Origin of the sequence: Ensifer sp. LC11 (genome assembly GCF_001695835.1) — a bacterium.
In the GTDB taxonomy this organism is placed as follows: domain Bacteria; phylum Pseudomonadota; class Alphaproteobacteria; order Rhizobiales; family Rhizobiaceae; genus Ensifer.
In genome coordinates, this window is the sequence record NZ_MBSO01000008.1 from 46,571 (window position 1) to 73,037 (window position 26,467).

General features: G+C 62.3%; 18 protein-coding genes and 1 tRNA gene. 11 read left to right on the forward strand and 8 right to left on the reverse strand.

The features are described 5' to 3' along the window. Window positions 1–15: 15 nt before the first annotated feature. A complete protein-coding gene (locus tag BBX50_RS05885) occupies window positions 16–1,026 on the forward strand; it encodes a KpsF/GutQ family sugar-phosphate isomerase (RefSeq protein ID WP_065774390.1) in 1,011 nt (336 codons plus the stop codon). 33 nt (window positions 1,027–1,059) lie between these two features. On the opposite strand, the gene BBX50_RS05890 is transcribed toward BBX50_RS05885, so the two are convergent. After that, a complete protein-coding gene (locus BBX50_RS05890; protein WP_065774391.1) occupies window positions 1,060–1,584 on the reverse strand; it encodes an Lrp/AsnC family transcriptional regulator in 525 nt (174 codons plus the stop codon). Between the two features lie 48 nt (window positions 1,585–1,632). On the opposite strand from BBX50_RS05890, the gene BBX50_RS05895 reads away from it, so the two are divergent. Further along, a complete protein-coding gene (locus tag BBX50_RS05895; protein WP_065774392.1) occupies window positions 1,633–2,805 on the forward strand; it encodes an MFS transporter in 1,173 nt (390 codons plus the stop codon). A 24-nt stretch (window positions 2,806–2,829) separates the two neighbouring features. Here the strand turns inward: BBX50_RS05895 and BBX50_RS05900 are convergent, their stop codons facing one another. The 5 genes from BBX50_RS05900 to BBX50_RS05920 all read right to left on the reverse strand — a co-directional run bounded on the left by BBX50_RS05900 (window position 2,830) and on the right by BBX50_RS05920 (window position 15,759). Beyond that, window positions 2,830–4,140, reverse strand: a complete 1,311-nt coding sequence (locus tag BBX50_RS05900) for a capsule biosynthesis protein (protein ID WP_065774503.1) — start codon at window positions 4,138–4,140, stop codon at window positions 2,830–2,832. 28 nt (window positions 4,141–4,168) lie between these two features. Then, window positions 4,169–5,761 carry an LTA synthase family protein gene (locus tag BBX50_RS05905; RefSeq protein WP_065774393.1) on the reverse strand — a complete coding sequence of 531 codons (1,593 nt, stop codon included), beginning with the start codon at window positions 5,759–5,761 and terminating at the stop codon, window positions 4,169–4,171. Between the two features lie 97 nt (window positions 5,762–5,858). Beyond that, entirely contained in the window at window positions 5,859–6,698 is an 840-nt protein-coding gene (locus tag BBX50_RS05910) for an SDR family oxidoreductase (RefSeq protein WP_065774394.1), read from the reverse strand. Window positions 6,699–6,838: 140 nt separating this feature from the next. Next, a complete protein-coding gene (locus tag BBX50_RS05915; protein ID WP_065774395.1) occupies window positions 6,839–8,254 on the reverse strand; it encodes an aminotransferase class I/II-fold pyridoxal phosphate-dependent enzyme in 1,416 nt (471 codons plus the stop codon). Further along, on the reverse strand, window positions 8,251–15,759 hold the full coding sequence (locus BBX50_RS05920; RefSeq protein ID WP_065774396.1) for a type I polyketide synthase: 7,509 nt from the start codon (window positions 15,757–15,759) through the stop codon (window positions 8,251–8,253). The genes BBX50_RS05915 and BBX50_RS05920 overlap by 4 nt, the downstream gene beginning before the upstream one ends. Before the next feature lie 406 nt (window positions 15,760–16,165). On the opposite strand from BBX50_RS05920, the gene BBX50_RS05925 reads away from it, so the two are divergent. The 3 genes from BBX50_RS05925 (at window position 16,166) to pncB (ending at window position 19,477) form a co-directional block, all read left to right on the forward strand. Further along, a complete protein-coding gene (locus BBX50_RS05925; protein ID WP_065774397.1) occupies window positions 16,166–17,353 on the forward strand; it encodes a polysaccharide biosynthesis/export family protein in 1,188 nt (395 codons plus the stop codon). Window positions 17,354–17,533: 180 nt separating this feature from the next. Beyond that, window positions 17,534–18,133, forward strand: coding sequence for a bifunctional nicotinamidase/pyrazinamidase (gene pncA, locus BBX50_RS05930; RefSeq protein WP_065774398.1), 600 nt, complete (start codon window positions 17,534–17,536; stop codon window positions 18,131–18,133). A 39-nt stretch (window positions 18,134–18,172) separates the two neighbouring features. Beyond that, window positions 18,173–19,477, forward strand: a complete 1,305-nt coding sequence (pncB, locus tag BBX50_RS05935) for a nicotinate phosphoribosyltransferase (protein WP_065774399.1) — start codon at window positions 18,173–18,175, stop codon at window positions 19,475–19,477. A 333-nt stretch (window positions 19,478–19,810) separates the two neighbouring features. Here pncB and BBX50_RS05940 read toward each other — a convergent pair whose 3' ends face one another. After that, complete coding sequence (locus BBX50_RS05940; protein ID WP_065774400.1) at window positions 19,811–20,536, reverse strand: DNA helicase; 726 nt, start codon at window positions 20,534–20,536, stop codon at window positions 19,811–19,813. Between the two features lie 310 nt (window positions 20,537–20,846). On the opposite strand from BBX50_RS05940, the gene BBX50_RS05945 reads away from it, so the two are divergent. Continuing rightward, window positions 20,847–21,743 carry a hypothetical protein gene (locus BBX50_RS05945; RefSeq protein WP_065788375.1) on the forward strand — a complete coding sequence of 299 codons (897 nt, stop codon included), beginning with the start codon at window positions 20,847–20,849 and terminating at the stop codon, window positions 21,741–21,743. A 218-nt stretch (window positions 21,744–21,961) separates the two neighbouring features. Here BBX50_RS05945 and BBX50_RS05950 read toward each other — a convergent pair. Next, window positions 21,962–22,036 (reverse strand) — tRNA-Thr (locus BBX50_RS05950). Between the two features lie 241 nt (window positions 22,037–22,277). Between BBX50_RS05950 and BBX50_RS30410 the strand changes: the two genes are divergently transcribed. The 5 genes from BBX50_RS30410 (at window position 22,278) to BBX50_RS05975 (ending at window position 26,460) form a co-directional block, all read left to right on the forward strand. Continuing rightward, entirely contained in the window at window positions 22,278–22,439 is a 162-nt protein-coding gene (locus BBX50_RS30410) for a hypothetical protein (RefSeq protein ID WP_139108375.1), read from the forward strand. Between the two features lie 256 nt (window positions 22,440–22,695). Next, window positions 22,696–23,988, forward strand: coding sequence for a UDP-N-acetylglucosamine 1-carboxyvinyltransferase (gene murA / locus BBX50_RS05960; RefSeq protein ID WP_065774403.1), 1,293 nt, complete (start codon window positions 22,696–22,698; stop codon window positions 23,986–23,988). A 106-nt stretch (window positions 23,989–24,094) separates the two neighbouring features. Further along, window positions 24,095–24,535, forward strand: coding sequence for a DUF2948 family protein (locus tag BBX50_RS05965; protein WP_065774404.1), 441 nt, complete (start codon window positions 24,095–24,097; stop codon window positions 24,533–24,535). 147 nt (window positions 24,536–24,682) lie between these two features. Next, window positions 24,683–25,987, forward strand: a complete 1,305-nt coding sequence (gene hisD, locus BBX50_RS05970; RefSeq protein ID WP_065774405.1) for a histidinol dehydrogenase — start codon at window positions 24,683–24,685, stop codon at window positions 25,985–25,987. Continuing rightward, a complete protein-coding gene (locus tag BBX50_RS05975) occupies window positions 25,984–26,460 on the forward strand; it encodes a UPF0262 family protein (protein WP_065774406.1) in 477 nt (158 codons plus the stop codon). The genes hisD and BBX50_RS05975 overlap by 4 nt, the downstream gene beginning before the upstream one ends. Window positions 26,461–26,467: the final 7 nt, after the last annotated feature.

Below are 26,467 nucleotides of genomic sequence, written 5' to 3' on the forward strand. Positions count from 1 at the left end.
AGGATTGGGGGCATCATGGGTTTGAGACATGCATCGGCGGATGAGCGCACTGCAGTTGCGGCTTTGGAGTCGATCGGCCGGACGCTGACGACCGCGATGGTCGGCATCAAGGCTCTGGTAGATCACCTCGGCTCCGACGAAGCATTTGCCCGCAGCGTCGTAGATGCCGTCGAACTGATCGGCGAAAGCCAGGGGCGCGTCGTCGTCTCCGGCGTCGGCAAGAGCGGTCATATCGGCCGCAAGATCGCTGCGACCCTGGCTTCAACCGGCACGTCCGCCTACTTCGTGCATCCGACCGAAGCGAGCCATGGCGACCTTGGCATGGTCACCTCGCAGGATGTCCTCATCCTGCTTTCCTGGTCGGGTGAAACGGCCGAGCTCGCCAACATGCTCACCTATGCCAAGCGCTTCAACGTTCCGATCGTATCGATCTGCGCGAACCGCGACAGTGTGCTGGCGCGAAACTCCGAAGTGCCGATCGTGCTGCCAAGGGTGCCGGAGGCCTGTCCGCACGGCCTCGCACCAACCACATCGGCGATGCTGCAGCTCGCCGTCGGCGATGCCCTGGCGATCGCGCTTCTGGAGCGGCGCGGCTTCTCCGCCGAGGATTTCAAGACCTTCCATCCGGGTGGCAAGCTCGGCGCGCAGTTGCGCCTGGTGCGTGAACTGGCGCACGAGGGCACGCAGATGCCGCTGCTCAGCGTGGGGCGTCCGATGAGCGAAGCTCTGATCGAAATGTCGTCGAAGGGCTTCGGTGTCGTTGGTATCGTCGAGGACAACGGCAAGCTCGTCGGTGTGATCACCGACGGTGACCTGCGTCGGCACATGTCGGGTGACCTGCTCTTGCAGCCGGTCGAAGCGGTGATGTCGCGCAGTCCGCGCGTGATCCGCGGCGACGTGCTGGCGAGCGGCGCCATGGAATTCATGCAGCAGCACAAGGTCACGGTGCTGTTCGTCGTCGACGATAGCGGAGCGCCCGTCAGCATCCTGCATATCCACGACCTGCTGCGTGCCGGCGTGGTCTGAGCGCAGCAGGCCAGGTCGTCTGGCGAAAGCAGCCTAACCCTTCACCACGGCGGGCCAGTCGCTCGTCGTGCCCGGCTGCACCGGTCGTTCCAGATAGGTCGAAAGCACCACATAGCTGCGTGTCGCCTTGACGCCGGGCGTGTCGTAGAGACGCGCCAGCAGCCCTTCGAGTGCATGGGTGCTTTCAGTGCGGACCTTGAGCAACATGCAGGTATCGCCGGCGACCGAGTGGATCTCCTCCACTTCAGGGCATTCTTCGATGGCCAGCAGCGCCTGTGTCTTGCCCCAGCCGGTCGTGTCGACATGGACGAAGGCGAGCAGTGTCTTGCCAAGTGCCTCCGGGTCGATCAGGGCCGACACGCGGCGGATCGCTCCGGATCGCCTCAGCCGCTTCACGCGCTCGTGCGCCGCTGGCGGCGAAAGCCCGACACGCTCGCCGAGTTCGGCATAGCTCGTGGTCGCATCCTCGACCAGCACGCTTAATAGTTTTCGGTCCATCGCGTCGAGGTCGCGCTCCGACGGGCGCTTCCGCCGAACGTCATCTGTATTTTGGTCCATTCCGAGATTTCCTCTTGTGGCTGAATGTCATTCTGAGATCATGAGGGAATGACGAACCTCAATCAATCAATTTCACGCGTTTCGATCGCCAAGGAGCGGATACCGCCTTTCGCCTATCTGCTGACCGGCTGCATCGGCGTCATCGGCTCCAATTCACTGGCGCTTGGGCCGATCGCGCCGGAAGTGGCAGGAAGCCTCGGCACGGGCGTTCCGTCGGTGATGACTGCTTCGGCCGCCTTTGGTCTTGGCACCGCGGTCAGCGCCGTCTTTCTTGGCTGGCTTATCGACCGCCATGGGCCGCGTCGCATGTTGGCTGTGGCCTTGCTGCTTCTGGCGGCCGGGCTCGCCGGCAGTGCGGCTGCGCCAACGCTGCTGTTCCTCGTCGCAGCCCAGCTTGTCGTGGGCCTTGCCGCAGGCATAGCGCTTCCTTCAATCTATACGCTGGCTTCTGTCATCGCACCGGCCGGCCGCGAGAGCGAGACCATCGGCCTGGTGCTGACCGGCTGGACGCTCAGCATGGTGGCAGGCGTGCCCTTGTCGGCGGCGGTTGCCGATCTCGCCGGTTGGCGTGCCGTCTACGTTATCGTCGCCGCCGCAACACTGGTCGCATGTGCCGCCGTCCGGCTGGCACCGGTGCGGGAAGGACAGGCGGGCAAGGCGACTTCGCCGCTTGCGGCGCTGGGCGTGCGTGGCGTTGCTCCGCTTCTGGTTGCCTGCGCCGCCTTCATGGCCGCTTTTTACGGTGTCTATGCCTATATCGGCGAGCACCTGCATTCCGCACTTGGCCTGCCCGTCAGCGCCAATGGACTCGTCGCCGTTTCCTATGGTTTCGGCTTCGGTGCCGCTGCCTTGCTCGATCGGTTGATCGATCGCTTTGGCGCCGGCAGGCTATTGCCGCTGATCTTCCTTGCCGTGGCCGGCGTCTATGGCGCGATGGCGACAGCGAGCGGTTCCTACTCTGCCATGCTGGTCGTTGTCTTCTTCTGGGGGCTTGCCAACCATTTCGGCCTCAACGTGCTCATCATGCGGCTAACCGGGCTCGATCCCGCCAAACGCGGCGCAATCATGGGGCTCAACAGCGGCGTCACCTATCTCTCGCTCTTTGCCGGCACGATCGGCTTCGGTGCAGCCTATGCCGAGACCTCATTTTCCGCGCTGCCTTTGGCGGCGGCAGGGCTGATGCTGGCCGCCGCTACCGCCGCGGCGCTTGCGCCGCGTTAGGTCGACAGCCGACATCTAAAGCCGTTATGGGAGCGAGGCGACCCTGGCCCGTTTTTCCGGCTTGCGGCGCGGCGGCGGATCGACGAAGGCGCCGGGTTCATTGAGGCTGTTCTCGTTCAGCCGTTTGGCGATCGCTTCGGCGCCGGCATCGGTTCCGGCGCGAGAATAGAAGTTGCCGCGCACCTGGATAGAGGCAGCGAGCAGACGGAACATCGCGTTTGCCAGGTTCGGTTCCGGCGCCTGCGGCGCCCGCCAGAAGATTTCGAGCGGCTGTTGGTCGGTCAATCCGGCGATATCGAACACGGCGGTGCCGAGCACCTTGACCGGCCGTCCCTGCTTGAGCGCATGCAAGCCGGCCGTCGAATTCACCGTGATCATGCCTGCGCTCGCCTCGCCAAGCGTGTCGAGGTTGCCGCCGTCCAAGTAGAAGACACGGCCGCTCAACCCCAGCGCCGCCGCCTTCGCGTCGATGAACTTGCGCCAGGCAATCAGGTCGTTGTCGAGCGGATGCACCTTGAAGACGATGCGCGCATCGGGCGTTGCAAAGGCTGAAAAGGAAGTGAGGACTTCAGCGATGGCATCCTTCTGGCTATGGAACGGCGAATGCGCTCGCAGCTGAAAGTCGGTTTCGAGTTGAAGCGGATAGACGAAATAGGGTGCGTCCTCAGAAAGCAGCCTGGCGACGGTCGCCTCGGCTTCCGCCGAGCGCCGCTTTTCAGAAAGAAGTCGGCGCACCCAGCCGGCATATTCGGCAAGCGGGTGGAAGATCGCGTGGCGGCGATAGTGCGGAAACAGGAACCAGAAGAAGACGTTCGGCAGATTGTAGAGCAGGTCGTAGCTCGCATCCGCCAGGAACGTCTGGCTGTAACGCTTGCGCCAGTCCGGCTCCGGCAGGTTCGAAGCGGCTGAAAGGATCTGTCCGGCGTCGATCGGAAAATGCGAGTTCGACGACATGCCGTTGCGCTCGAGAGTCAGCCAGTCCGGCCGAAGATAGCCCATCTCGATAATGGCGACGCTCACGCCCGCGCGCCGGGCGACCGCGCTTGCGGCCCGATGATAGGGACGTTCCTCGCCGAGCAGCAGCATGTCGGTGACGCCGTGCTCTGCTATGAAAGTCTCAAGATAGCCGGGCCAGGCCGTCGCCGTGCCGCGATAGTTGAAGCCGCCTTTGCGCCGCCAGAAGATCTGGTCGCCGGCATTCAGGTTGATCCTCAGGCAGCGGTGGCCAAGGGCCTCCAGTCGGTCGGCGATCTTGCGGAAGATCGGCGAGGACGGGCCTTGCAGGAACAGGAATACCCGCTGCCTTGGCCGACCGACCGCGCCGGCCGATGTCATCGAAGCGTTCTCCATCCGTCGACCGCCGCTACCGCAGCGTATCCTTTCTAAGGTTCGCGTGGTTGAGAAGCGCCTCGATCAGGTTCCAGGCTTCAACGTTGCTCGGCTCCGCGGGTTTGTGCGACGACCGTTTTGCCTTGGCGAGCGGCACGATCAGATAGTCCGTGCGCGGATCCGGGAAGGGATCGGCGAAGGACTTCAGCAGCGGCGCATGATCGCCGTAAAAGACAAGCCAGACCGGACGGTCGAGTTTGTCGAGGTGTTCGCTCAATGTGTTCAGCGCTGCGTCCGACTGCGCGAGAATGGCGAGATAGATGTCGATGGGATTGGCGAGATCACCGACACGGCCCGGCTCCCACGGGCCGTGATTGGCCATGGACGCGACGAAGATGAAACCGCTTTCATCCTCCGGCAGCTTCTCGCATGCGTCGATCACCTTCGCCGCGAGTTTCTCGTCGGAGACATAGGGCCCGTCTCTCTCGGGGCGGTGATCGAAGCCATCGAGCATCGTCAGCTTGGAAAAGCCGAGCTGCGGCATCGCCTTGTGCCGAAGGAAGAAGGTCCGGTCATAGGGGTGGATGAAGTGGGTGTTCCAGCCGGCACGCTTCATTTTTCCCGGCCAGACGACGTCGGCATAGTGTGAGGCGCGCAGGTACGGGTAGCTGGCGTCGACATGAATGTCGTCTGGCACCAGGCCGCTGATGACGGCGAATTCGGTGCGCAGCGTGTAGCCGCCCTCAAATACGCTGCTGAGCCGGCCCCACTGCACCGCCTCGCGCCGCAGCCGGTCCAGCGTCGGCAGCTTCAGCGTATCGACGCCGAAATGCCGCATGTCGATGAAGGATTCCGATTGCCAGACGACGATCAGCGGCGAGCCATCGTCGCCAATCAGATCCTGCACGGCGGCTCTGACGATTTCCGAGAGTTCCGCGACGATCTTCTCGCGCCGAACCCCGAGCCAGACGATGAAGCGGAAGACGACCGAACCGAAGGTGCCGAAGCGCACCGTGTTCATCTTGACGTCGAGCACCTTGAGCAGCCGCTGCACCAGTGCTGCGGTCGGGCGGTTCACCGGGCCGTAAAAGAGCAGGAGCCACGGTCCGTAGGCGATGCCAAGCATCACGAGGATCCAGAAGGCCTTGCCCCGGTCGGGCAGAATGGCCGGCTCGAAATACATATAGAGGCCGGAAACGCCGAACACGTAGAGGAACGCGACGGTCCAGAAGACGACGTTCAATGAGCTCGCGTAGAAGATCGTCTTGTACTTGAACACGTCGACGACGAGCGCGATGTCGGAAAAGATCAGCGGCTCACGGATGAACTTGAACTTGGCGCGGGAGATGCCCGTGAAGATGATGAAGAAGCTCATCGTGCCGGCAGCCGCATAGAGCGGCCGCCAGGAACCGGCGAAGAAGCCGGCAAAGACCAGCGCGATGACCGGCAGGCGGGCAAACACATCGATCACGTCCTGCGTCCGCCCGAAGGGCGACGGATTGGCGCGCCGCTCTCGCTTCGGCAGAGCAAAACGGTCTGTGAAGAAAATCACCGCACAGGACAGCAGATAACAACAGAGCGTGAGTGTTATCGGGTAGTCATGCAGTTGAAACGGAAGCAACGCCAAGCGGAAACCTTCATGTCTTCATGCCGGCCGACGCCGCTTCATGCGGCACAGCATCCGCTCGACACTTAAATCCTATCGCTCACAGGTACAAGCGCCGTCAGGTTTGTCGCTCCGACACTCCACGGTTATGCTCGGCGGGCGGGGCATCCTCAACGATGGCCCTGTCGAACCACCAGTTGAGAAGCGGGCGGACGGCCGGTCCGAAACGGCCGAGCAGGTAAAGCGTCAGGCCGAAATAGACTTCGAACGGACCCCGGTCGATGCCTCTGACAATCTGCTTCGCCACCGCATCTGCCGGCCAGGGCCGGACGGTGCCCATGATCCTGGCTGCTTCCGGCGGGCGGGTTGCGAGTTCGTGGCGGAGCTGCGGTGTCTCGGTATCGGGCGGAAAACAAACCGAGACGCCGACACCGTGCGGCCGCGCTTCCGAGCGGAGCGCCTGGGCAAAGCCATGCAGGGCGAATTTGGAGGCGCTATAGGCCGAATAGCCATAGATGCCGATAAGACCGGCGCCGGAGGAAATCATCATGATCCTGCCGCGGCCGCGCCGCTTCATGCCGTCATAGACCGCCCGCACCGCATGCACCGTGCCGGAAAAATTGGTTTCCATCTGCCGCTGGAATGCGGCGCTGTCGAGCTCCTCGAAACGGCCCGGCTCGACGATGCCTGCGGAAGCCACCAGGATGTCGCAGGGTCCGAAGGCGGTCTCGCACCGCCGTATGGCTGCAGCGACTTCACTCTCCCGAGCGACATCCGCCGCCTCGATCCTGATGTTGTCGACGCTCATTCCCTTGGAGGCAGCGAGGTCTGTTTGCGCGTGCGCCAGGTGATCGCGCGAGCGCGCGATCAGCGAGACGCGTGCGCCGCGCGCCACGTAAATCGAAGCGACGGCATGTCCGATACCGCTCGATCCACCGGTGATGATCACATGCGTCATGCTGACTTTCCGCTCTCGAGCAATTCCAGGAAAAGCGCGAAGCAGCTTTCGTCCGGAATTGCGTGAAAAGATAGAGCCCTTCCATGGTTCGTTGCTTGCTGGAAGCGCTCCGGCATGTCCGGCGGCTATGCGGGTTCGGCCTAGCGCGCCGAAAGCGCCTTCATCATCTGGTCGATGTCAATGCCGCCAAGCCCGAAGTTGCGCTCGGTAAGGTCCGTCAGCCGTTCGGCTGTGAGCGTTACGGTGCGGCGGATCTGTTCTTCCGTGTGGTCGCTGGTGATGAAGAAGCGCAGGCGCGCAAGCCCCTCTGGAACCGCCGGGTGGATGATTGGCAGCGCATTGACCCCCGCAGCGAGCAGGTCATTCGAAAGCTGAACGGCGCGCAGGGAATCGCCGACGAGAACCGGAACGACGGAAAAGCCGCTTGAGAGGCCCGTGTCGAGCCCCGCTTCCTTGGCAAGCTTCAGGAAGAGGGCGCCGTTGCGGCGCAGTGCCGCTGTCCGCGCCGGCTCGCGTTCCAGCACGTCCAGGCTCGCGGTCGCAGCGGCCGCCAGCACGGGCGCGAGGCCGACACTGTAGACGAAACCGCCGGCAGAGGCCTTCAGCACCTCGACCAGTGCTTCGCTGCCGGCGATGTAGCCGCCGCAGCTCGACGTGGTCTTCGACAGCGTACCCATCCAGATGTCGATTTCGCGCGGATCGACGCCGAAATGTTCGGCAAGGCCGCGGCCGGTCTTGCCGAGAACGCCGAGCGAATGCGCCTCGTCGACCATCAGCCAGAAACCGTATTCGGCACGGAGCTTCAAAAGAGCCGGCAGATCGGCGACGTCGCCGTCCATGGAGTAGATGCCCTCGACGATCACCATGATGCGGCGGTAATCACCGGCAACCGTGCGCAGCACGTGCTCGAGGTCAGCGACGTCGTTGTGCTTGAACAGGCGCCGCGTCGCTCCCGAGAGCTTGACGCCGGCAAGCGCGCTGTTGTGGATGAACTCGTCGTGGACGACGAGATCCTTCGGCCCCATCAGGCAGCTGATGGCGGCAACATTGGTGAGGTAGCCGCTGACGAAGCAGACTGCGGCATCGACACCATAGAAACCGGCGATCTTGTCTTCAAGCGCCACATGCACCGGACGCTCGCCGGCGACAAGGCGGCTCGCCGAGGCGGAGATACCGAAGGTGCCGATGGTGTCGCGCGCCTTGGCCAGCACCTCGGCGTGGCGGTTCAGGCCGAGGTAATCGTAGGAGGCGAAGTTGATGAGCTTGCGGCCGTCGATGACGGTCGTCGCCCCGGCCGCGGTCTGGTGCGCACGATAAAACGGATTGGCAATACCGAGCTGCTCGCTTGCGAACTTCTGGGTCATGACCTGCTTGTATTCCGGCAGGTCTTCGAAACGCGCCTGTTGCCGGCGTGCCGGCGGCGGCATCTCCCGTTCCGAGCGCGCCATGCGGTTGCGCTCGGAGGATTGATGCGTGTTTCTCATCCGGTCCAGCAGGTTCTCCTTGAGGCTGCTGGTCATCTTGGATGCGCCTGGACCGTTTCCGTTCGTGCTCATTGGCTCTGTGCTTTTTCCTTCGCCGTTCCGACGTGCCGCTGTGCGAGTTCGTTGACGATCTTGTCGTCGGCGGGCTCGGCGTCGTCGCTCTGGTCGCGCTTGCTGACCTTTTCATAGAGCTTGCGGGCGACATCGCCAACCGTCGTGTTGTCCGCAACCCCGCTGAGCGGCATGTCGAAGCCGGTGTTCTGCTGGAAGCTCATGCCGAGCTCGACCGCCATCAGGCTGTCGAGGCCGATTTCCTTCAGCACCTTGGCTCGTGTGACGGTATCCTTCGACACGCGCAGGATCGCGGCGATTTCGCCGGCCACGAGGTCGAAGAGAATGTCCTCGGCTTCCTGTGACGACTTGCCCTCGATCATCGCGACGAGGTCCATCTTGGTGCCTTCGCCGCCCGTCGAGTGCTGATCGGCGCTGCGCAGGATGACTTCGAAGAGGGCGTTGCGGGCAACCGGCAGGTTGCGCGCGGCCGACCAGTCGATCTCCGAGATCATGACCACGGCGGCATCGACGGTGCCCGGATCGAAGGCCAGGTGGCTTTCGACCATGTCGAGCGCCGTCTGCGCCTTCAGCGCCGTCTTGCCGATGCGCTTGGCAAGCAGGTCATTCACATCGGTGTTCTGGACCAGATAGCCCTTGTCGGCGATTGCGCCGAAACCGACGGCAAGGCCCGCCAGGCCCCGGGTGCGCCGGGCGCGGGCGAGACCTTCGAGATAGCCGTTGGCGGCAACGTAGTTTGCCTGCCCCGGATTGCCGACGAGCGTCGTTGCCGACGAGAACAGGATGAAATTGTCGAGCTTGTCGTCACCGGTCAGCTGATCGAGAACGGCCGCGCCCTTGGCCTTGGTGTCGATGACCGGGCGGTTGCGCTCGCGGTTGAGGTTGCTGATCAGCGCGTCGTCGAGCACCATCGCGGCGTGCACCACCGAGCGAAGCGGCGCGATCGCGCGCAATTCCCTGAGCAGCCGCTCGGTCGCCTGGGGATCGGTGACGTCGCAGGCGTGGACCGTGGCCGACACGCCGGCCTTGGCCCAGACTTCAATCATAGCCGTCGTCTCGGCATCGGCCTGGCCGCGGCGCGAGCAGAGCGCGATCGTCTTTGCACCCTTCTCCACCAGCCAATTGGCAGCGGCAAGACCGAAGCCACCGATGCCACCGACAACGAGATGCATGCCGTTCGGATCGACCTTCATGCCCTCATGCGGCCGCGTGGCGACGCGGTGCCTGCCGGCAACCGGCGGCAGGACGACGATCTTGCCGATATGCCCGGCATTCTGCATCAGACGGAAGGCGTTGCCGATCTCGTCGAAGTCGAAGGCGCGGTAGGGAAGCGGCGTGAGCTTGCCTTCCTCGAACAGCGCGCCGATTTCGGTGAAGATCCGCTTGGTGAGCTTCGGCTGATTGACCAGCAGCTGGTCGGCGTCGATGCCGAAATAGCTGACATTGCGGCGGAAAGGCCGGAGCCCGATCTTGCTGTCGGCATAGTAGTCGCGCTTGCCGAGTTCAAGGAAGCGGCCAAAGGGCTTCACCAGCGCCAGGCTCTGCTCCATCGCTTCCGCAAAGAGCGAGTTGAGGACGAGGTCGACGCCTTCTCCGTCCGTCACGGCGCGAACGTCGTTAACGAAGCCGAGCGAGCGGGAATCGAAGACATGATCGGCACCGAGCATCGACAGGAAGCGGCGCTTCTCGCGCGTGCCTGCCGTGGCGATGACCTTGGCGCCCTTCAGCTTGGCAACCTGCAGCGCAGCCAAGCCGACGCCGCCGGCGGCGCCGTGGATGAGGATCGTCTCATCCGGCTGGATGCGACCGAGCTCCACCATGGCGTAGTAGGCGGTCAGGAAGGCAACCGGGACCGTTGCGGCCGCGACCGGGCTGACCGATTGCGGCAGCCTGGCAACGCCGGCACGCGAGACGACGGCGTGAGTGGAGAAAGCGGAGGACGCGATCGCCATGACAGCGTCGCCGACGGCGAGGTCATCGACGCCTTCGCCGACGGCAACGACGTGGCCCGAAAGCTCCATGCCGATCGTCGCGCCTGCGAAGCCGTCTTCGAGCGCCTCTTCGGGCAGAAGACCCATCGCCCACATCACATCGCGGAAGTTGAGACCGGTGGCGGCAACCGCGACGACGACGTCGCCGGCACCTGCGGACGGAACATCGCTTTCCTCCCAGACGATGCTACCGACCTGAGAGCTGACGCGCTGGCGGATCGTCGCAGCCTTGAAAGAGACCGTTGCCGCGTGCGCGTTATCGAGCGGGCCGGGCACGGCGCGGACTTCCGAAAGTGCTGCGCCGTCTCCCTCAAGCAACCATTCGCGGTTGGCCCCTGCAGCGCTGAGCAGAGGCGCCGCCGCCGCCAGCTGCTTTGCCGTCGTCGGAGAACCGTCGATGTCGAGCGCGTGCACGTCGAGGAACTCATACTCGTTCTGAAGCACGCGTGCGAAGGCCCAGAGGCCGGCATTCACGCCATCGCTTGCAACCGGCAAACCAACCATCCGGCTGGCAATCGGGGCGCCGCCGGGTGCAACAAGCACAAGACGGGGACGCTTGTCGTCGGTTGGCTCGGCCCCTCCGAGATGCTGGCGCAGTGCTTCGGCGAGAGCGCCGAGAGCCAGAATTTGCGTCTGCAGAGAAGCGGAATCGTCTGCGCGCAACGCCGCCGTCGGCGAGGCGAGGAAGATCGCCCGCAGCGGCTGATCGCCAAGGGCCTCGAAGGCGTTGAGAAGCGCTGCCTTGTCCGCCGACGTATCACCGGTCAGGCCGACGGGGATCGCTGAACTCGCGGACTGGCTATGCTCACGGCCCGCGATCTGCAGCAGCAGGTAAGGGCTGGCCGCCGGTGCTTCGACGAGGGCCGCGGTCGTTGCCGCGCCCCTGGCTTCGATCAGGATGATGTTGCCGCTTGCACATTCAAGGTCGGCAATGTCGACGTCGCGCAGGTCGAGATCGCCGAGGCATTTCTGCCAGTGCGGCACGGCCGCAAGGCTGCCGATCGGGAACTCCGCGGCCTGGCTGCGGGCGAACCAGCCTTCGGAAAGTCCGAGCGCGAAATCGTTGAACAGCGACGGTGCGCTGACAGCGGCGATCACGCCGCCGGTGTCGCGGAGCGTGGAGCGAAGCGCCGTTCGGGCTGCGACGTCGTCTTCGATCAGGCTGTAGAGCCCGTCGGAGGCGCTGACAACCAGATCAAAGGGCGCAAGTGTTGCGAGCTCACCCTTCTTGAGGATGCGCACATGCGCATCGTTCTCGAAGGCAAGCTCAAGGCCGCGTTGGGCATTGTCGCGCGCTTCGAACACGGTCAGGCTTGCGCCATGTTTTTCCGCAAGCGTCGCCAGGCGCCGGGTGAAACCGGCAGACACGCTGCCGAGTTCAACGATGCGAAGGCGCGCGCCGGCAGGCTGCGCGTCCAGCGCCTTGTCGAGTGCCTCGAGAACGAAGGCCATCCGTTGGCGGCTCGCCTCGGAATGAACCGCTTGATGGTCGAGTGTCGCATCGCTGATGAAGCTCGCTGCGATGGCAGCGTCGTCGTCAGCGGCCTGCAGCGCGTCGAGGCGCGCCAATGCTTCCGCATAGGCATTGTTGATCAGCACCGCCTCGACGGCGCGATCCGGCCGCTCGCCGTAGAGTTCACGCAGGATTTCGGGGACGCCCGGCAGGTTGAATTCTCTTGCGATCGTCCAGACGCCGTCCTTGTGTTCGCAGAGCCCGGCATCCTCCAGCACGTAGAGGCAACTGGTCAGGAAGCATTGGAAGGCGAAGTCGCCCGGCAGGTTGTTGCCATGGACGATCGAGCGACCCTTGCCCATTTTCAGGGCGATCTCCTGGCAGGCGCGATAGATGGCCGCGTTGAAGAGCAACGTCGCATTGTCGACGCCAGCCTCATTGGCAGCCGGCATGGCGATCGAAACCGGGGTTAGCTGCCGCTGAAGACCTGGCAGGGTGGCTTCCGCTTGCACTGCCTCATAGTGGAAGGACAACGCATCGAGGGTCTTGTGCTTGCGCAGATAGGTGCGGCGGAAGCGGCAATCCTCGAAATGGGCGATAGGTTCACCCGACTTGCCGAAGAAGTGGAACTTGGCTTTGATGGAATTGGCGCTGACGCGCTCGATCTCGATCATCGCGCGTGCAATGGGCAGGCCGCCATTGACGACACGCACCGAACCGAAACGAACGGGAATGTATGGAGCGCCGCTCTTGTCGCCGGTGAAGCGGTCGAACAGGGCCACCAGCCCGTGGAAAGTCGCGTCGACCGAGATCGGGTTCAGCGCATAGCTGACCAGCGGGTGCCCGGCGTCATCGGCTGACTTCAGCTCGACATCGACCAATCGATCGCCATAGGCCGTCGCCTTTGCCAGCAGCTGGAAGCGCGGGCCATAGTCGAGACCGAATTGCCTTGCCGTCTCATAGGCGCGGGCCGGTGCGACCGTTGCGGTCTTCGCGAGGCCCGCGAGCGAGGGATATGCGCGCTCTGCTGTCGGCAATGGCTTGCGGCAGCGGGCAACGGCGTGCACAGCCCAATCGTCTTCAGACAGCCGTTCGCGTGAACGGATCTCGATGTCGCCGGTCTCTGCCGAGAGCACCGTCGACAGTTCCATGATCTTCGAGTCGCTCAGCTCCAGCGGCCGGACAATCTCAAGATTGGTGATCTCGACCTCGTCGGCGCCGTAGAACTGTTGCGCTGCCGCCACCGCGATTTCGATGAAGCCGCTGCCTGGCAGGATAGCCTTGCCGTCGACGATGTGTTCGGCAAGGTCCGGGAAGAGGTGGGCGTCGATGTGGTTTTTCCAGCTGCCGCTGTTCGGGTCGCTGCGCCAGCCGGTCAGGCGATAGGGCCTGGCTGTTCGGCCGAAGAGGTCGGTGGCGTCGGTCGTCGCTGCGGGGCGCAACTCGACGGGCTCGAATGGCAGGCTGGGCAGAGCGATCGACGCATTGCGCTTGCCGAAGACCCGGGTCGTGTCGACGACTGCACCGTGTGCGACGGCACGCGCCATAGCGGCAGAAATGGGATCCTGGCCGGTTTCACCAACGTCCCTCAGGAGGGTTGGTACGACCATGCCGGGGGCTGCGGCCTGCTTGATCGTCTCCTTGACGTAGGACGACAGGATGGGGCGCGGCGAGATTTCGATGAACAGGCGGCAACCCATCTCGATCGCGGCTTCGGCAGCTGCCTCGAAGCGGACCGGCTCGCGAACGTTCTTCCACCAGTAGTCCGGGTCGAGCTGCGTGCCCTCGAGTGCTGCACCCGTGACCGTCGAGAGATAGGTGAGCTCCGTCCGACGCGGTGCGATATCCGGAATGTCGGAGAGGAAGGCATCCTTCGCCCGGTCGATGATCGGGTGGTGGAATGGATAGTTGATGTCGAGGATCTGAACCGGGATCTTCGCCTTGCGAGCGGCGTCGCGGAAGAGCGAGATCTGGTCGGCCGGCCCCGAAATCGTCACGGAATTATGGGCGTTGACCGCTGCGACGCAGAGGTCATTGAAGCCGCGGGCCTCGGCAAAGGCGCGCGCGGCCTCTTCCCCGAGCATGACGGCGGCCATGGTGCCGTGACCGGCAAGCAGATCCTGGTGCAGCGAACGCTTGGCGACGATCGAAACGGCGTCGACGAGCGAGAGCGCGCCGGCGGCGTAGGCGGCGGCAATTTCACCGACGGAGTGACCGAAGACCGCCACCGGCTTGATGCCCATGGCGACAAGCGAATCGGAGAGTGCGGCTTGCACGGCAAAGAGCAAAGGCTGCGCGATTTTCGTGTCCGCAAGCTTCCGGTCGAGATCCGGATCGGTCAAGAGCTCGGTGAGCGCGATGTCGGAATGGAACTTGAACAGTGCGCTGACCGATGTGAAACACTGGCGGAAATGCAGGTTCTCGCGGAAGGCTTCCACGCCCATGCCGGCCCATTGCGAACCGTTGCCGGAGAAAACGAAGGCGACCTTGGCGTCGCGGACGACGGCTTCGCCGACTTCGCCGATGTCGGAGCCCGGCTTTTCCAGATGGCTGGCGATCGCCCGGACGATATCCTCAGGCTGGTCGCTGCGCGCAGCGAAGCGATGGCGCATATGGGTACGGTTGGCACCCGATGCGGCGACCATCGAGCGGACGTCGCCTTTGGAGGCGCCGGCGAAAGCCGTCTTGTAGTCCTTGAGCAGGGATTCCAGGCTGGAGGCCGTATGCGCGCTTGCCAGGAAGACATGGCCCGACGAGGATGGATTCGACGTCTTTTCGTCGGCTGCCGGTTCCGGATCGCTGATGACGACATGCGCATTGGCGCCGCCGAAGCCGAAGGAGTTGATGCCGGCAAGGCGCGCGCGCTTGCCGCGCAGCAGCTCGATCGGGTTCGCGGTGACGCGAACGTTGAGGCCATCGAAGTCGATATGCTCGTTGGGCGTGTCGAAGTGCAGCGAGGCCGGCAGGTAGTTGTTTTCGAGCGCCATTACGGCCTTGAGCATGCCGAAGAGGCCGGACGCCGGTTCGGTATGGCCGATGTTGGACTTGATCGAACCGATCGGCACCGGCGCGCGGCGCTTGGCGCCGATGACCGTGCCGATCGACCAGACCTCGGCCGGATCGCCGACCTTGGTGCCGGTGCCGTGACCTTCGACGAAGGCCACCTGGTTGGCGTCGATGCCGTTTCCTTCGTAGATCGCCCTGAGAAGATTGGCCTGTGCTTCGCGCGACGGCAGCGAGATGCCATTGGTGCGGCCGGCCGAATTCACGCCGGTCGCGACGATGCGCGCATAGCTGCGGTCCTTTTCCCGGCGCGCCCGGTCGGAACGGCGCAGGACAAAGACGACGCCGCCTTCGGCGCGCACATAGCCAGCGCCATCGTTGTCATAGGCGCGGCAGAGCCCCTCCGGTGACAGCATGCGCGCCTGGGCGAAGCCGACGAAGGGCAGCGGGTGAGCAAGAATGTTGACGCCGCCGACGATGGCGGTATCGATCTCGCCCGATGTCAACGCACGCATCGCCTGATCGAGTGCGACCAGCGAGGAGGAACAGGCCGTATCGACGGTCATGCTCGGGCCGCTGAGACCGAAGATGTGCGAGATGCGGTTGGACACGATCGACAGGGTGTTGCCCGTCATGAAATAGGGACCAGCTGCAGCCGGATCTTCGACCGTCAGGTTGGCGTGGTCGAGGCTCGACGCGCCGATATAGACGCCGACATTCTCGCCGTGCAGCGACGTCGAAGAGATGTTGGCATCCTCAAGCGCCCGCCAGGCGAGCTGCAGCAGCACGCGCTGCTGCGGGTCCATATACATGGCCTCGCGCTGCGACATGCCGAAGACGGCAGGATCGAAATCATAGAGTTGGTCGAGCACGCCGGCGGCGAAGGAATAGGTCTTGCCCTGCGTGCCCATGACCGGATGCCAGAATCGCGCGACGTCCCAGCGATCCGATGGAATGCTGGTGACGGTGCACTTGCCCTGACGAAGAAGTTTGAACAACGCCGAAGGCGATTCTGCTCCAGGGGCGAGGCATGCACGCCCAATAATCTCAACAGCCATGTATGATCGAACGCTCTAAACTGCCGTTAAAGTTGCATCTGCAATTGCCGGTCGGAAGCCGAAATGCAATCGCCAATCGTCATGCTACCGAGCTTTCCCCGGTTATATTCGTTCCGCCTCATTAGTCAGCTTTTAACTTAAAGTCCCTAGCTTTCAACCCCAAAGGCTGAAGATATACACGCTGTCAACGCCAGTCCAAGTCGGACAGGGCGACAAACCACGCTCAAGGTATCGAAGGTATGACCAGAAAGACGCGGGTCCAAATAATTTGCCCGTCTTGGTCCTTGGATGACTTGTTGTGGGACGGCGATTGTGCTTTTCAGAGACCGGCGAAATCCCTGTCGGGAGATGATGCGGTGCAGAACTGTGAGCAAAATCATGGCTGTGCTGAATTTGGAGTGTCGTAGTGAAACGAGTCAGTGCCCTTCTGCTTTGTTCCGCCCTCGTGGGATGCCAGGCCGTTCCGGCTGAGGGGCCGCTGGCGGGAGCGATCGTCAAGGATGCCGGCCAGTCCGGCGCCGAGATCGGTCGCCAGAATGCGACCGTCTTCGATATCGTCGATGTGGATGGCCGCTCCGCGCGTCTCGTTTCAGACTACGTCTCCTCGACTTTGAACCGCCGTTTCGGCGTCGGTGGCGGTGTTGGCCGGGTCGTCATCGGCGTCGGCGACGCGCTGAAGGTCTCGATCTTCGAGGCCGGCAGCGATGGGCTGTTCTCGACCGCCGAGTCCAAGCAGACGAGCATCGATCTCGTCGTTCAGCCGGATGGCAAGGCTGCGATTCCTTACGTGGGGCCCGTCCGCTTTGCCGGTCTGACGCTGGAGCAGGCACGCCAGGAGATCCTTGAGGCGCTGAAGCAGAAGGCGGTCGAGCCTGATGTTATCGTCACCAGCATGAGCACCGCTTCGCGCAACGTCACGGTTTCCGGCGCTGTCGGCAGGTCGTCCGTGGTGCCGTTGAGCCTGGTCGACGAAACGATCAACGAAGTCATCGCCAAGGCCGGTGGTCCGGCTGCGCAGCCCTATGAGACCTATGTCACGCTGGTGCGCGGCAAGAAGACCGGAACGGTCCTCCTGAAGTCGATTATCGAAAACCCGTCGGAAAACATTCACGTCAAGCCTGGCGACCAGATCTTCGTGACGCGTGATCCGCGCCGCTTCACCATCCTTGGCGCGGTCAAGGCCAACCAGCGCGTTGAATTCGGCGCCAACGACCTGAACCTGCTCGAAGCCATGGGCCTTGCCGGCGGCGGCTCGGATTACACGCTCGACATGAAGGGCTACTTCATCTTCCGTTACGAAGAGCCCGATGTCGTCATGAGCCTGCTCGGCCAGCAACGCTTCAACGAGATGCTGCGTAAGGGCATGAAGACCGACGGCATGGGGCGCTACCCGATCGTCTACCGCTTCGACATGAGCAAGCCGGATAGCCTGATCGTTGGCCAGACCTTCCCGATCAAGAACCGCGACGTCATTTATGCGTCGCGCCATCCGTCGGTCGATTTCTCGAAATTCCTGAACTTCATCGCCCAGCCGGTCGGCATCGCCAATTCCGGCTTCTCGATCGCCGACAACATCAACAGTTTGGGCAACTAGTCGCCCAAGGGCCCGATGCAAAGGGCGTCGACCGAAAGGTCGGCGCCCTTTGCTTTTGTCTTGCCACTTGCGCGGCGAAGCATGCGGAACCGGCTTGTCGTCACTCAAATTCTGTGATTGATCTTGGACTTAAATCGATTTTTGTGATCGGTGAAAGTTGATCGGCCAAGGGGTCAAGTGATGGCGGATAAAGCGTTGATCGTCGTGGATGTGCAGAACGATTTCTGCCCGGGCGGAGCGCTCGCGGTGGCCGGCGGTGACGAGATCGTGCCTGTCATCAACGGCCTGATCGGCCGCTTTCAGCATGTCGTCTTGACGCAGGACTGGCATCCGGCCGGCCATTCGAGTTTTGCCTCCAGCCATCCGGGCAAAGCCCCATTCGAGATGATCGCGATGCCCTATGGTGCGCAGACGCTCTGGCCGGACCACTGCGTTCAGGGCAGCGCCGGTGCGCAATTCCATCCGGCGCTCGAATGGACTCGCGCCGAGCTTGTGATCCGCAAGGGCTTTCGACCCGAGATCGACAGCTACTCCGCCTTCTTCGAGAACGACCGTCGAACCCCGACCGGCCTTACCGGCTATCTCAGAGATCGCGGCATCAAGAAGGTGACGCTCTGCGGCCTGGCGACGGATTTTTGCGTCGCTTTCTCGGCACTCGACGCGGTTGCGCAGGGGTTCTCGACATCAGTCATTCTCGATGCCTGTCGGGGTATAGACCTCAACGGTTCGCTCCACGCCATGGTCACGCGCATGCGTGATGCCGGCGTTGAGCTGAACTAGGGTCGGGCGCGGCGCGCTGAGGAAGGAGCAGTTTCACCGATGACGAAGACCGATATTGCCAGGCGTGTCTACAACCATACCTGGAAGCTTGACCCGATCGTGCGCAGCCTGCTGGACACGGATTTCTACAAGCTCCTGATGCTGCAGATGATCTGGCAGCTCTACCCGGAAGTCGACGCGACCTTCTCGCTGATCAACCGCACGAAGACGGTGCGGCTTGCCGACGAGATCGACGAGCAGGAATTGCGTGAGCAACTTGACCATGCGCGCGAACTGCGCTTCTCCAAGAAGGAGATGATCTGGCTTGCCGGTAACACGTTCTATGGTCGCAAGCAGATCTTCTCGCCGGAGTTTCTCGCCTGGCTTTCCAAGTTCCGCCTGCCGGACTACGAGCTGAAGCGCCGCGACGGCCAGTTCGAACTGACGTTCCGTGGCCGATGGGCCGAGACGACCATGTGGGAAATCCCGGCGCTGGCGATCATCAACGAACTGCGCTCGCGCTCGGCGATGAAGGGCCTCGGCCCCTTTACGCTCGACGTGCTCTATGCCCGCGCCAAGGCGAAGATGTGGTCGAAGGTCGAGCGCCTTCGGCAGTATCCGAACCTCAGGATCTCGGATTTCGGCACGCGCCGCCGCCACAGCTTCCTCTGGCAGCGCTGGTGCGTCGAGGCGCTGAAGGAAGGGATCGGCAGTTCCTTCTCCGGCACCAGCAACGTGCTGCTCGCCATGGACAATGATCTGGAAGCGCTTGGCACCAACGCACATGAGCTGCCTATGGTGGCGGCAGCCCTTGCCCGCAACGACAAGGAACTCGCCGCCGCCCCCTACAAGGTGCTGCAGGACTGGAACCAGCTCTATGGCGGCAACCTGTTGATCGTGCTTCCCGACGCTTTTGGAACGGCGGCGTTCCTGCGCGATGCGCCCAAATGGGTGGCGGATTGGACGGGCTTCCGGCCGGACAGCGCGCCGCCGATCGAAGGCGGCGAGAAGATTCTCGCCTGGTGGAAGAAGATGGGCCGCGACCCGCGCGAAAAACTCCTGATCTTCTCCGATGGTCTCGACGTCGAGACGATCATCGAGACCTACCGGCATTTCGAAGGGCGCGTGCGCATGAGCTTCGGCTGGGGCACCAACCTCACCAATGATTTCGCCGATTGCGCGCCGACGGAAATCCGTGGCCTCAACCCGATCTCGATCGTCTGCAAGGTCAGCGAGGCCGATGGCCGCCCGGCGGTGAAACTCTCCGACAATCCGCGCAAAGCCACTGGCGACCCGGCGGAGGTCGAACGCTACCTCAAGTTCTTTGGCTCACAGGATTTCGTCGAGCAGGCGGTCAAGGTCTGAGGTCACGTTATCCCGGACAGGCGCGGCGCGGTTTTCTGTCTGCAATCACGTTGCCAAAAAAGAAACCGGCAGATGCCGGTTTCAAAAGGGGATCAAAGATGTTGCGACTGTCCATCATCGCAATGTCAAATCTGGCAGTGGAATCTTAAGGTTGCGTTAAGGCGCCAACCTGCCGTTGCGTTTTGCTTTCTTCTCTAGAACACGAACATGTAGAGAAGGATGATGACGATGAGCGGCACGCCCATCAGCCAGAGAACGATACCTTTCATCGAGAAGCCTCCGCGTTACTGCCTTTGAAACGGTAACGCGGCATCGGGGAATACGTTCCCCGCGTCAGCCGCGCAGGTTGGCGCGCCTCACGTCATGGTACTCTCCCTTGCTCAGGAACCAGGTCTCGTCGAAAAGTCCGAGGTCCAGCGGATTCGGCAACCGGATATCGCCAATGTCGGGAAACGGCTTCGTCGCAGCATCATAGGACCGGTCGATCTGCGATATGAAAACGAAGATAAGCCCGCGTTCACGTGCGTATGCTCTCAGCGTGCGGACCTGATCGCTGACCGCAGGATTTTCGCGCCTCTGGTCGAGAAGTTGCAAGTAGTCCACGACCACCAGTGTACCACTTGGCGCCAGGGCCAGCTTCCCGATGATGTAATCGGCGCTGATCGCATCGGAGCAGTCGATTTCGAACAGCGGGGCAAACCGGGCATAGTCCACCCCCATGGCAGAAAGCCGGTTGATCACGTCGTTCACCGTGTATTCCAGCGTGAAGAAGAACGCCCGATGGCCTGACTTCATCGCATCCACGGCGAGCTCAAGGCTTTTCAGCGTCTTGCCCTGTCCGGGCCGCGCGCCGAGAAGAACAAGATCCCCAGGTCTCAGCCGGGTCAAAAGCATGGCGGCCGGATTGGCCGCTGCGTGTCGCGCGGCAAGCAGGCTCCAGTCGGCATAGCCCTCGTCAACGGCGATACGATTGAGCGCCTCATGGAGCGGGATGTTTTGGTCACGGGCCAGGCGCTTGGCCTTGCGCTTCAAGTGATAGATCGGCGCAGACAGTCTCATCGGTAACCTCCTGATGCGAGCGATCTTCGCAGCCCCTCCTTATGCTCAATGCCCGGACAGTCGGTTCGATGGTGAGAGTGCCCCGTATGAAATCTACTTTCCCTATGCGGAGGGGGGAGGCGTGGGCGCGCCCGAATCGGAGGATAGCGCAGGAGGTAATTGTGGGTCGAGATATCAAGTGTTTTGCGTTCAAGCGTCTTAAAAACCTAGCCAGCACACCAGCCCTGAGATTTTTGTGGTTCCCGCATAGAGGGAGTGGAAATGTGATATGCAACTCACTATCTAGATGAGAAGGTTGTTGGGGAAATCGATGTCCGGATTGATCGAAGAAATACAAAGAGATGCGCTCGACAAAAGTGTGGCGACAGACGCCCTGCTGCGCAGGGTCAAGCTCGCGGCCGCGAAGCTCCAACTTGACACACTCGAAATATGGGTTGAGCACGAATTGAATGGCTATAGAGGAGAGCTTCCAGACTACAGAAAAATCATCGGGCAGCCGGCCGCATGGAATCCTTACAATGGATGGATTCCTGTATTTTCCTCAGATGAGAAGTTCATGGAGCTAATAAGTGAGGCTCCGATTCGGCAATCCGTTGCCACGTTGCAGGATCTCATCGACAACAACGCTGGGGGCTCGCTGCATTTCCCTCTGCCGTCCGGACTAGTCGCGAAGCTCAACGAACTTATGAATTTCCAGACCTCTCGCATGGTTCTTCAATTCGGCCGGGGTCACATCATCGGGATACTGGATACCGTTCGAAACATGGTTCTGGAGTGGGCTATCCAGATGGAGAAGAAAGGTGTGCTCGGTCACAGTATGTCGTTCGATACGAATGAGAAGATTCAGGCGAAGCAGGCGATGACGACATTCAACATAGGTAACATTGGAAGCTTTGTAGGTAACTTGGGAGCTGGAAATACGTCCGGAGATATCGTCGCATCGATCGATGTTGTCGATAGAGTCAAGGATGTGATCGAGAAGATCAGGCTATCAAGTACTGCATTGGTAGACGGCGGGATTGATGGGCATCAACTCTCGTCAAATCTCGCGGAGCTTGAGGCAGAGGCAAATTCTGCGGAACCCAAGCGCGGCCGGCTGAAAGGGCTGTTGGAGGATACTCGGACAATTCTGACAGGTGCTGCAGGGAATCTCACGGCAGAAGGCGCTATCGCGATGGTCTCTGCGATTGCTGGTGCTCTTGGTTAGTTTTGCTCGCTGGCGACCGTGACTGTTCGATAGGTTCTACGAGAAGGTTATGAGCGCCCTTTAGATATAGCGAGGCCTTGTTGCAGCCAGTGAAGCGATAAACTGGGGTACTGCCCAGCCGTGCCGTAGAGAAGACCGCCCATATGTATGGGTCTATCGCACGCAGTAGCAGAAATGCTTTTTACTGTATGAACTGGTTGTATTCTTTCTAGGAAAACTGGTGCTGCTAGAGAGATTTGAACTCTCGGCCTCTCCCTTACCAAGGGAGTGCTCTACCCCTGAGCTATAGCAGCATCTGGCGGCCGGTTCGTGTGTCAGCCGCATCAAGCGAGGGGGCTATTGCCATAGCTTGGCGGGGAGTGCAAGCCGCATTTCGAAGTTTTTCGTGAAGAGCTGTGAGAAAAGTCCTTGCCGCTTCCGAAGCCCCTGGTTTTGCGCTAAGGCATGTCCATGCAGATAGACGACGATGAAGGCGAGAAAAGCGGGCCGGCGCCTGAGGGGCGGCAGGCCGCAGGTGAGGTTCGCCCGAAAAAGATGAAGGACACGACCGAGGCCGACCTGAAAAAGGCACGTCTCGCCAGGAATTTGCGCGACAATCTCATGCGCCGCAAGCAGCAGATGCGGGCGCGCCGGTCCGGTGCTGCCGATGAGATCAGCGGCCTGCCTGCCGCAAAAACGGACGAATCCCAAGATTAGTAGGGGCAAGGGGCGGCGTACGCCGCCTGCTTTCCAATTGCGGGCGGCACGGCCGTCCGGCGTTTTATGGCATAATTCCCCGGATCGAAACTGATCTGAGGAGATCGACTGAATTGTTACGGCGACCTTTGCACGCTTGCATGGAAGGGCGCCGTTCTAGGCACTTCTAATTTCGCGGCATCTCCACTAAAGAGGCGCCTTCAGACAACATCGGATTTTTTTTGGAAAGGCGGGCCAAGCCCGTTGAAGAGGCCTCATGGATCGCATCAGGATTGTAGGCGGCAACAAGCTTAACGGCGTCATCCCGATTTCCGGCGCCAAGAATGCGGCTCTGCCGCTGATGATCGCGTCGCTACTGACCGACGACACGCTGACGCTCGAAAACGTGCCGCATCTGGCCGACGTCGAGCAGCTGATCCGCATCCTCGGCAACCATGGCGTCGACATTTCCGTCAACGGCCGCCGCGAGCGCCAGGGCGAAAGCTACGCCCGCACCATCCATTTCACCTGCCGCAACATCGTCGATACGACCGCGCCTTACGAGCTGGTCTCGAAGATGCGCGCGAGCTTCTGGGTCATCGGTCCGCTCCTGGCCCGCGAAGGCAAGGCCCGCGTTTCGCTGCCCGGCGGCTGCGCCATCGGCACGCGTCCGGTCGATCTCTTCATCGAGGGCCTTCAGGCGCTGAGCGCCAATATCGAGATCGATGGCGGCTACGTCAACGCGACGGCGCCGGCTGGCGGCTTGATCGGCGCGCGCTACACCTTCCCGAAGGTTTCCGTCGGTGCGACCCACGTCTTGATGATGGCCGCGACGCTTGCCAACGGCACCACGGTGCTTGGCAACGCCGCACGCGAGCCGGAGGTCGCCGACCTCGCCAACTGCCTCAACGCCATGGGCGCCAAGATTACCGGCCAGGGTACCTCGACGATCACCATCGAGGGCGTGCGTTCGCTCTCCGGCGCCCGCCACCGTGTCCTGCCGGACCGGATCGAGACCGGCACCTATGCCATGGCGGTCGCCATGACCGGCGGCGACGTCATCCTTGAAGACACCGACATGGCGCTGCTCGACACCGCGCTTGAGGCGATCCGCCGCGCCGGTGCCGAAATTACCGAGACCAACAGCGGTATCCGCGTCGTGCGCAACGGCGCCGGCATCAAGCCGGTCGATATCGTCACCGATCCCTTCCCGGGCTTCCCGACCGACCTGCAGGCGCAGTTCATGGGCCTGATGACCATGGCGAATGGCACCTCGCACATCACCGAGACGATCTTCGAAAACCGTTTCATGCATGTGCAGGAACTGGCCCGCCTCGGCGCGAAGATCTCGCTCTCTGGACAAACCGCCAAGATCGAAGGCGTCAGCCGGCTGAAGGGCGCGCCGGTCATGGCAACCGACCTTCGCGCCTCGGTCTCGCTCGTCATCGCCGGCCTTGCCGCCGAAGGCGAAACCATGGTCTCGCGCGTCTACCACCTCGACCGCGGCTTCGAGCGTCTTGAAGAGAAGCTCACCCGCTGCGGCGCCCATGTCGAGCGCGTCAGCGACTGATTTGATCCGTTGCGCCTGATGCCGTTGCGGTTTCAGGCGCAACATCCTATGTCCATTTCAATTGTGGCACGGCAAGATGTGCGGCGAAACGAAAGGAATGGACGGCATGAATGGTCTGAAGCTGCTGGCGCTTGACGAGGAAGATCTCGCGATTGTCTCCGCTCACGTTCAGGATGCCGTGTTCAAGGTATCGGGGCTGGAATATGACGCCCGCCGCAAGCAGTTTTCGCTCGTCGTCAATCGCTTCGTCTGGGAGACAGCCGAGGGCAAGCGTCGTTCGTTCGAGCGCCGGCGGGCGCTCCTCCTGTTCAAGCGGGTGAATGCGGTGCGCTCCGTCGGCTTCGATCGACGCGATGGCGAGGCGGTTCTTGACCTGCTGGCGCTCAAGTTCACCGTGCGCGGCGAGGCGCCGGAAGGCACGATCGAACTGGTTCTGGCCGGCGACGCCTCGATCGCGCTTGACGTCGAATGCATCGAAACGCAGCTTGCGGATACCGGCGGGGCGTGGGAAACCGCTTTCAAGCCCAAGCATCCCGAAGGCGCTTGAGCCCGCTACTGCACAATTCCTTAAATCGGTATCGAATTAAGGGCAAAATTGTGCAGCAGCTTTAAAGTGTTACAACGACCTTGGCGCGTCTTGCAAAGCGCGCGGCGCTGTAGACCCGAACGACACTGGCATACAAGGACGTCCACTTTGGCAATCAGGCTCAATTTTCTCGACGGTGACTTCGAACAAAAGTTCGCGTCATTCCTGACGACCAAGCGTGAGGTGTCCGAAGACGTCAATGCGGTGGTCAAGACGATCATCGACGACGTGCGCGCCCGGGGCGATCAGGCACTCGCCGACTATTCCAAGCGTTTCGATGGCGTCGATTTCTCCGCAACGCCGATGGCCGTCACCGCTGCCGAAATCGATGCGGCGATTGTGGCCGTCGAGCCGGAGGTGCTGGGCGCGCTGAAAGTCGCCGCCACCCGCATCGAGGCTCATCATGCGCGCCAGCGGCCGAAGGATGATATCTACGAGGATGCCATGGGCGTCGGCCTCGGTTCGCGCTGGACGGCGGTCGATGCCGTCGGTCTCTATGTGCCCGGTGGCACCGCGAGCTATCCGAGCTCGGTGCTGATGAACGCACTGCCGGCGAAAGTGGCCGGCGTTCCCCGTATCGTCATGGTGGTACCGGCATCCGGTGGCAAGATCAATCCGGCGGTGCTTGCCGCAGCAAGGCTTGCCGGCGTCGAGGAAATCTACCGCATCGGCGGCGCGCAAGCGGTCGCAGCCCTTGCCTATGGCACTGAGACGATCGCGCCGGTCGCAAAGATCGTCGGCCCGGGCAACGCCTATGTGGCCGCTGCCAAGCGCCAGGTCTTCGGCACTGTTGGTATCGACATGATCGCCGGTCCGTCGGAAGTTCTTGTGATTGCCGACAAGCACAACGATCCGGACTGGATCGCCGCCGATCTGCTCGCCCAGGCCGAACATGACGTCGGCGCCCAGTCGATCCTGATCACCGACGACCCGGCCTTCGGTCAGGCAGTGGAGGATGCGGTCGAGCGGCAATTGAAGACCCTGCCGCGCGCCGAAACGGCGTCGGCCAGCTGGCGCGATTTCGGCGCCGTCATTCTCGTTCCCGATCTTGAAAAGGCGGTGCCGCTGGCCAACCGCATCGCCGCCGAACACCTGGAACTGGCGCTCGCCAATCCCGATGCGATGATTGAAAAGATCCGCAATGCCGGCGCGATCTTCGTCGGGCGTCACACGCCTGAAGTCATCGGCGACTATGTTGGCGGCTCCAACCACGTGCTGCCGACGGCGCGCTCGGCGCGCTTTTCCTCCGGCCTCGGCGTGCTCGACTACATGAAGCGCACGTCGATCCTGCGGCTTGATCCTGAGCAATTGCGGATCCTCGGGCCGGCGGCGATTGTGCTGGCAAAATCCGAAGGCCTTGAGGCCCATGCGCGCTCCGTCGCCATTCGCCTCAATCTCGGGGATGCTGGATGAAGGCGGACCGCAACCTGCGCCTCTGCGATGTCGTTCTGGACGAGACCATCGGCCGCTCGACGCCGGACGTGGAGCATGAGCGCGCGGTTGCGATCTTCGACCTGCTCGAGGAAAACCTGTTCGAGCCGGTCGGCCATCCCGGCGGACCCTATAAGCTCAATCTTTCACTTCTGGATGCGAAGCTGGTCTTCGCGATCTCGACCGACAATGGCGGCGATGTCGCCACCCACATCCTGTCGCTGACGCCGTTTCGCCGGATCGTGAAGGATTATTTCATGATCTGCGAGAGCTATTACGAGGCGATCCGTTCGGCGACGCCGAGCCAGATCGAGGCGATCGACATGGGGCGCCGCGGCATTCACAACGAGGGCTCGCAGACGCTGATGGATCGACTGTCGGGCAAGATCCGGCTGGACTTCGATACCGCCCGCCGCCTGTTCACGCTCGTCTGCGTGCTCTATTGGCGCGGATGAGAGCGGG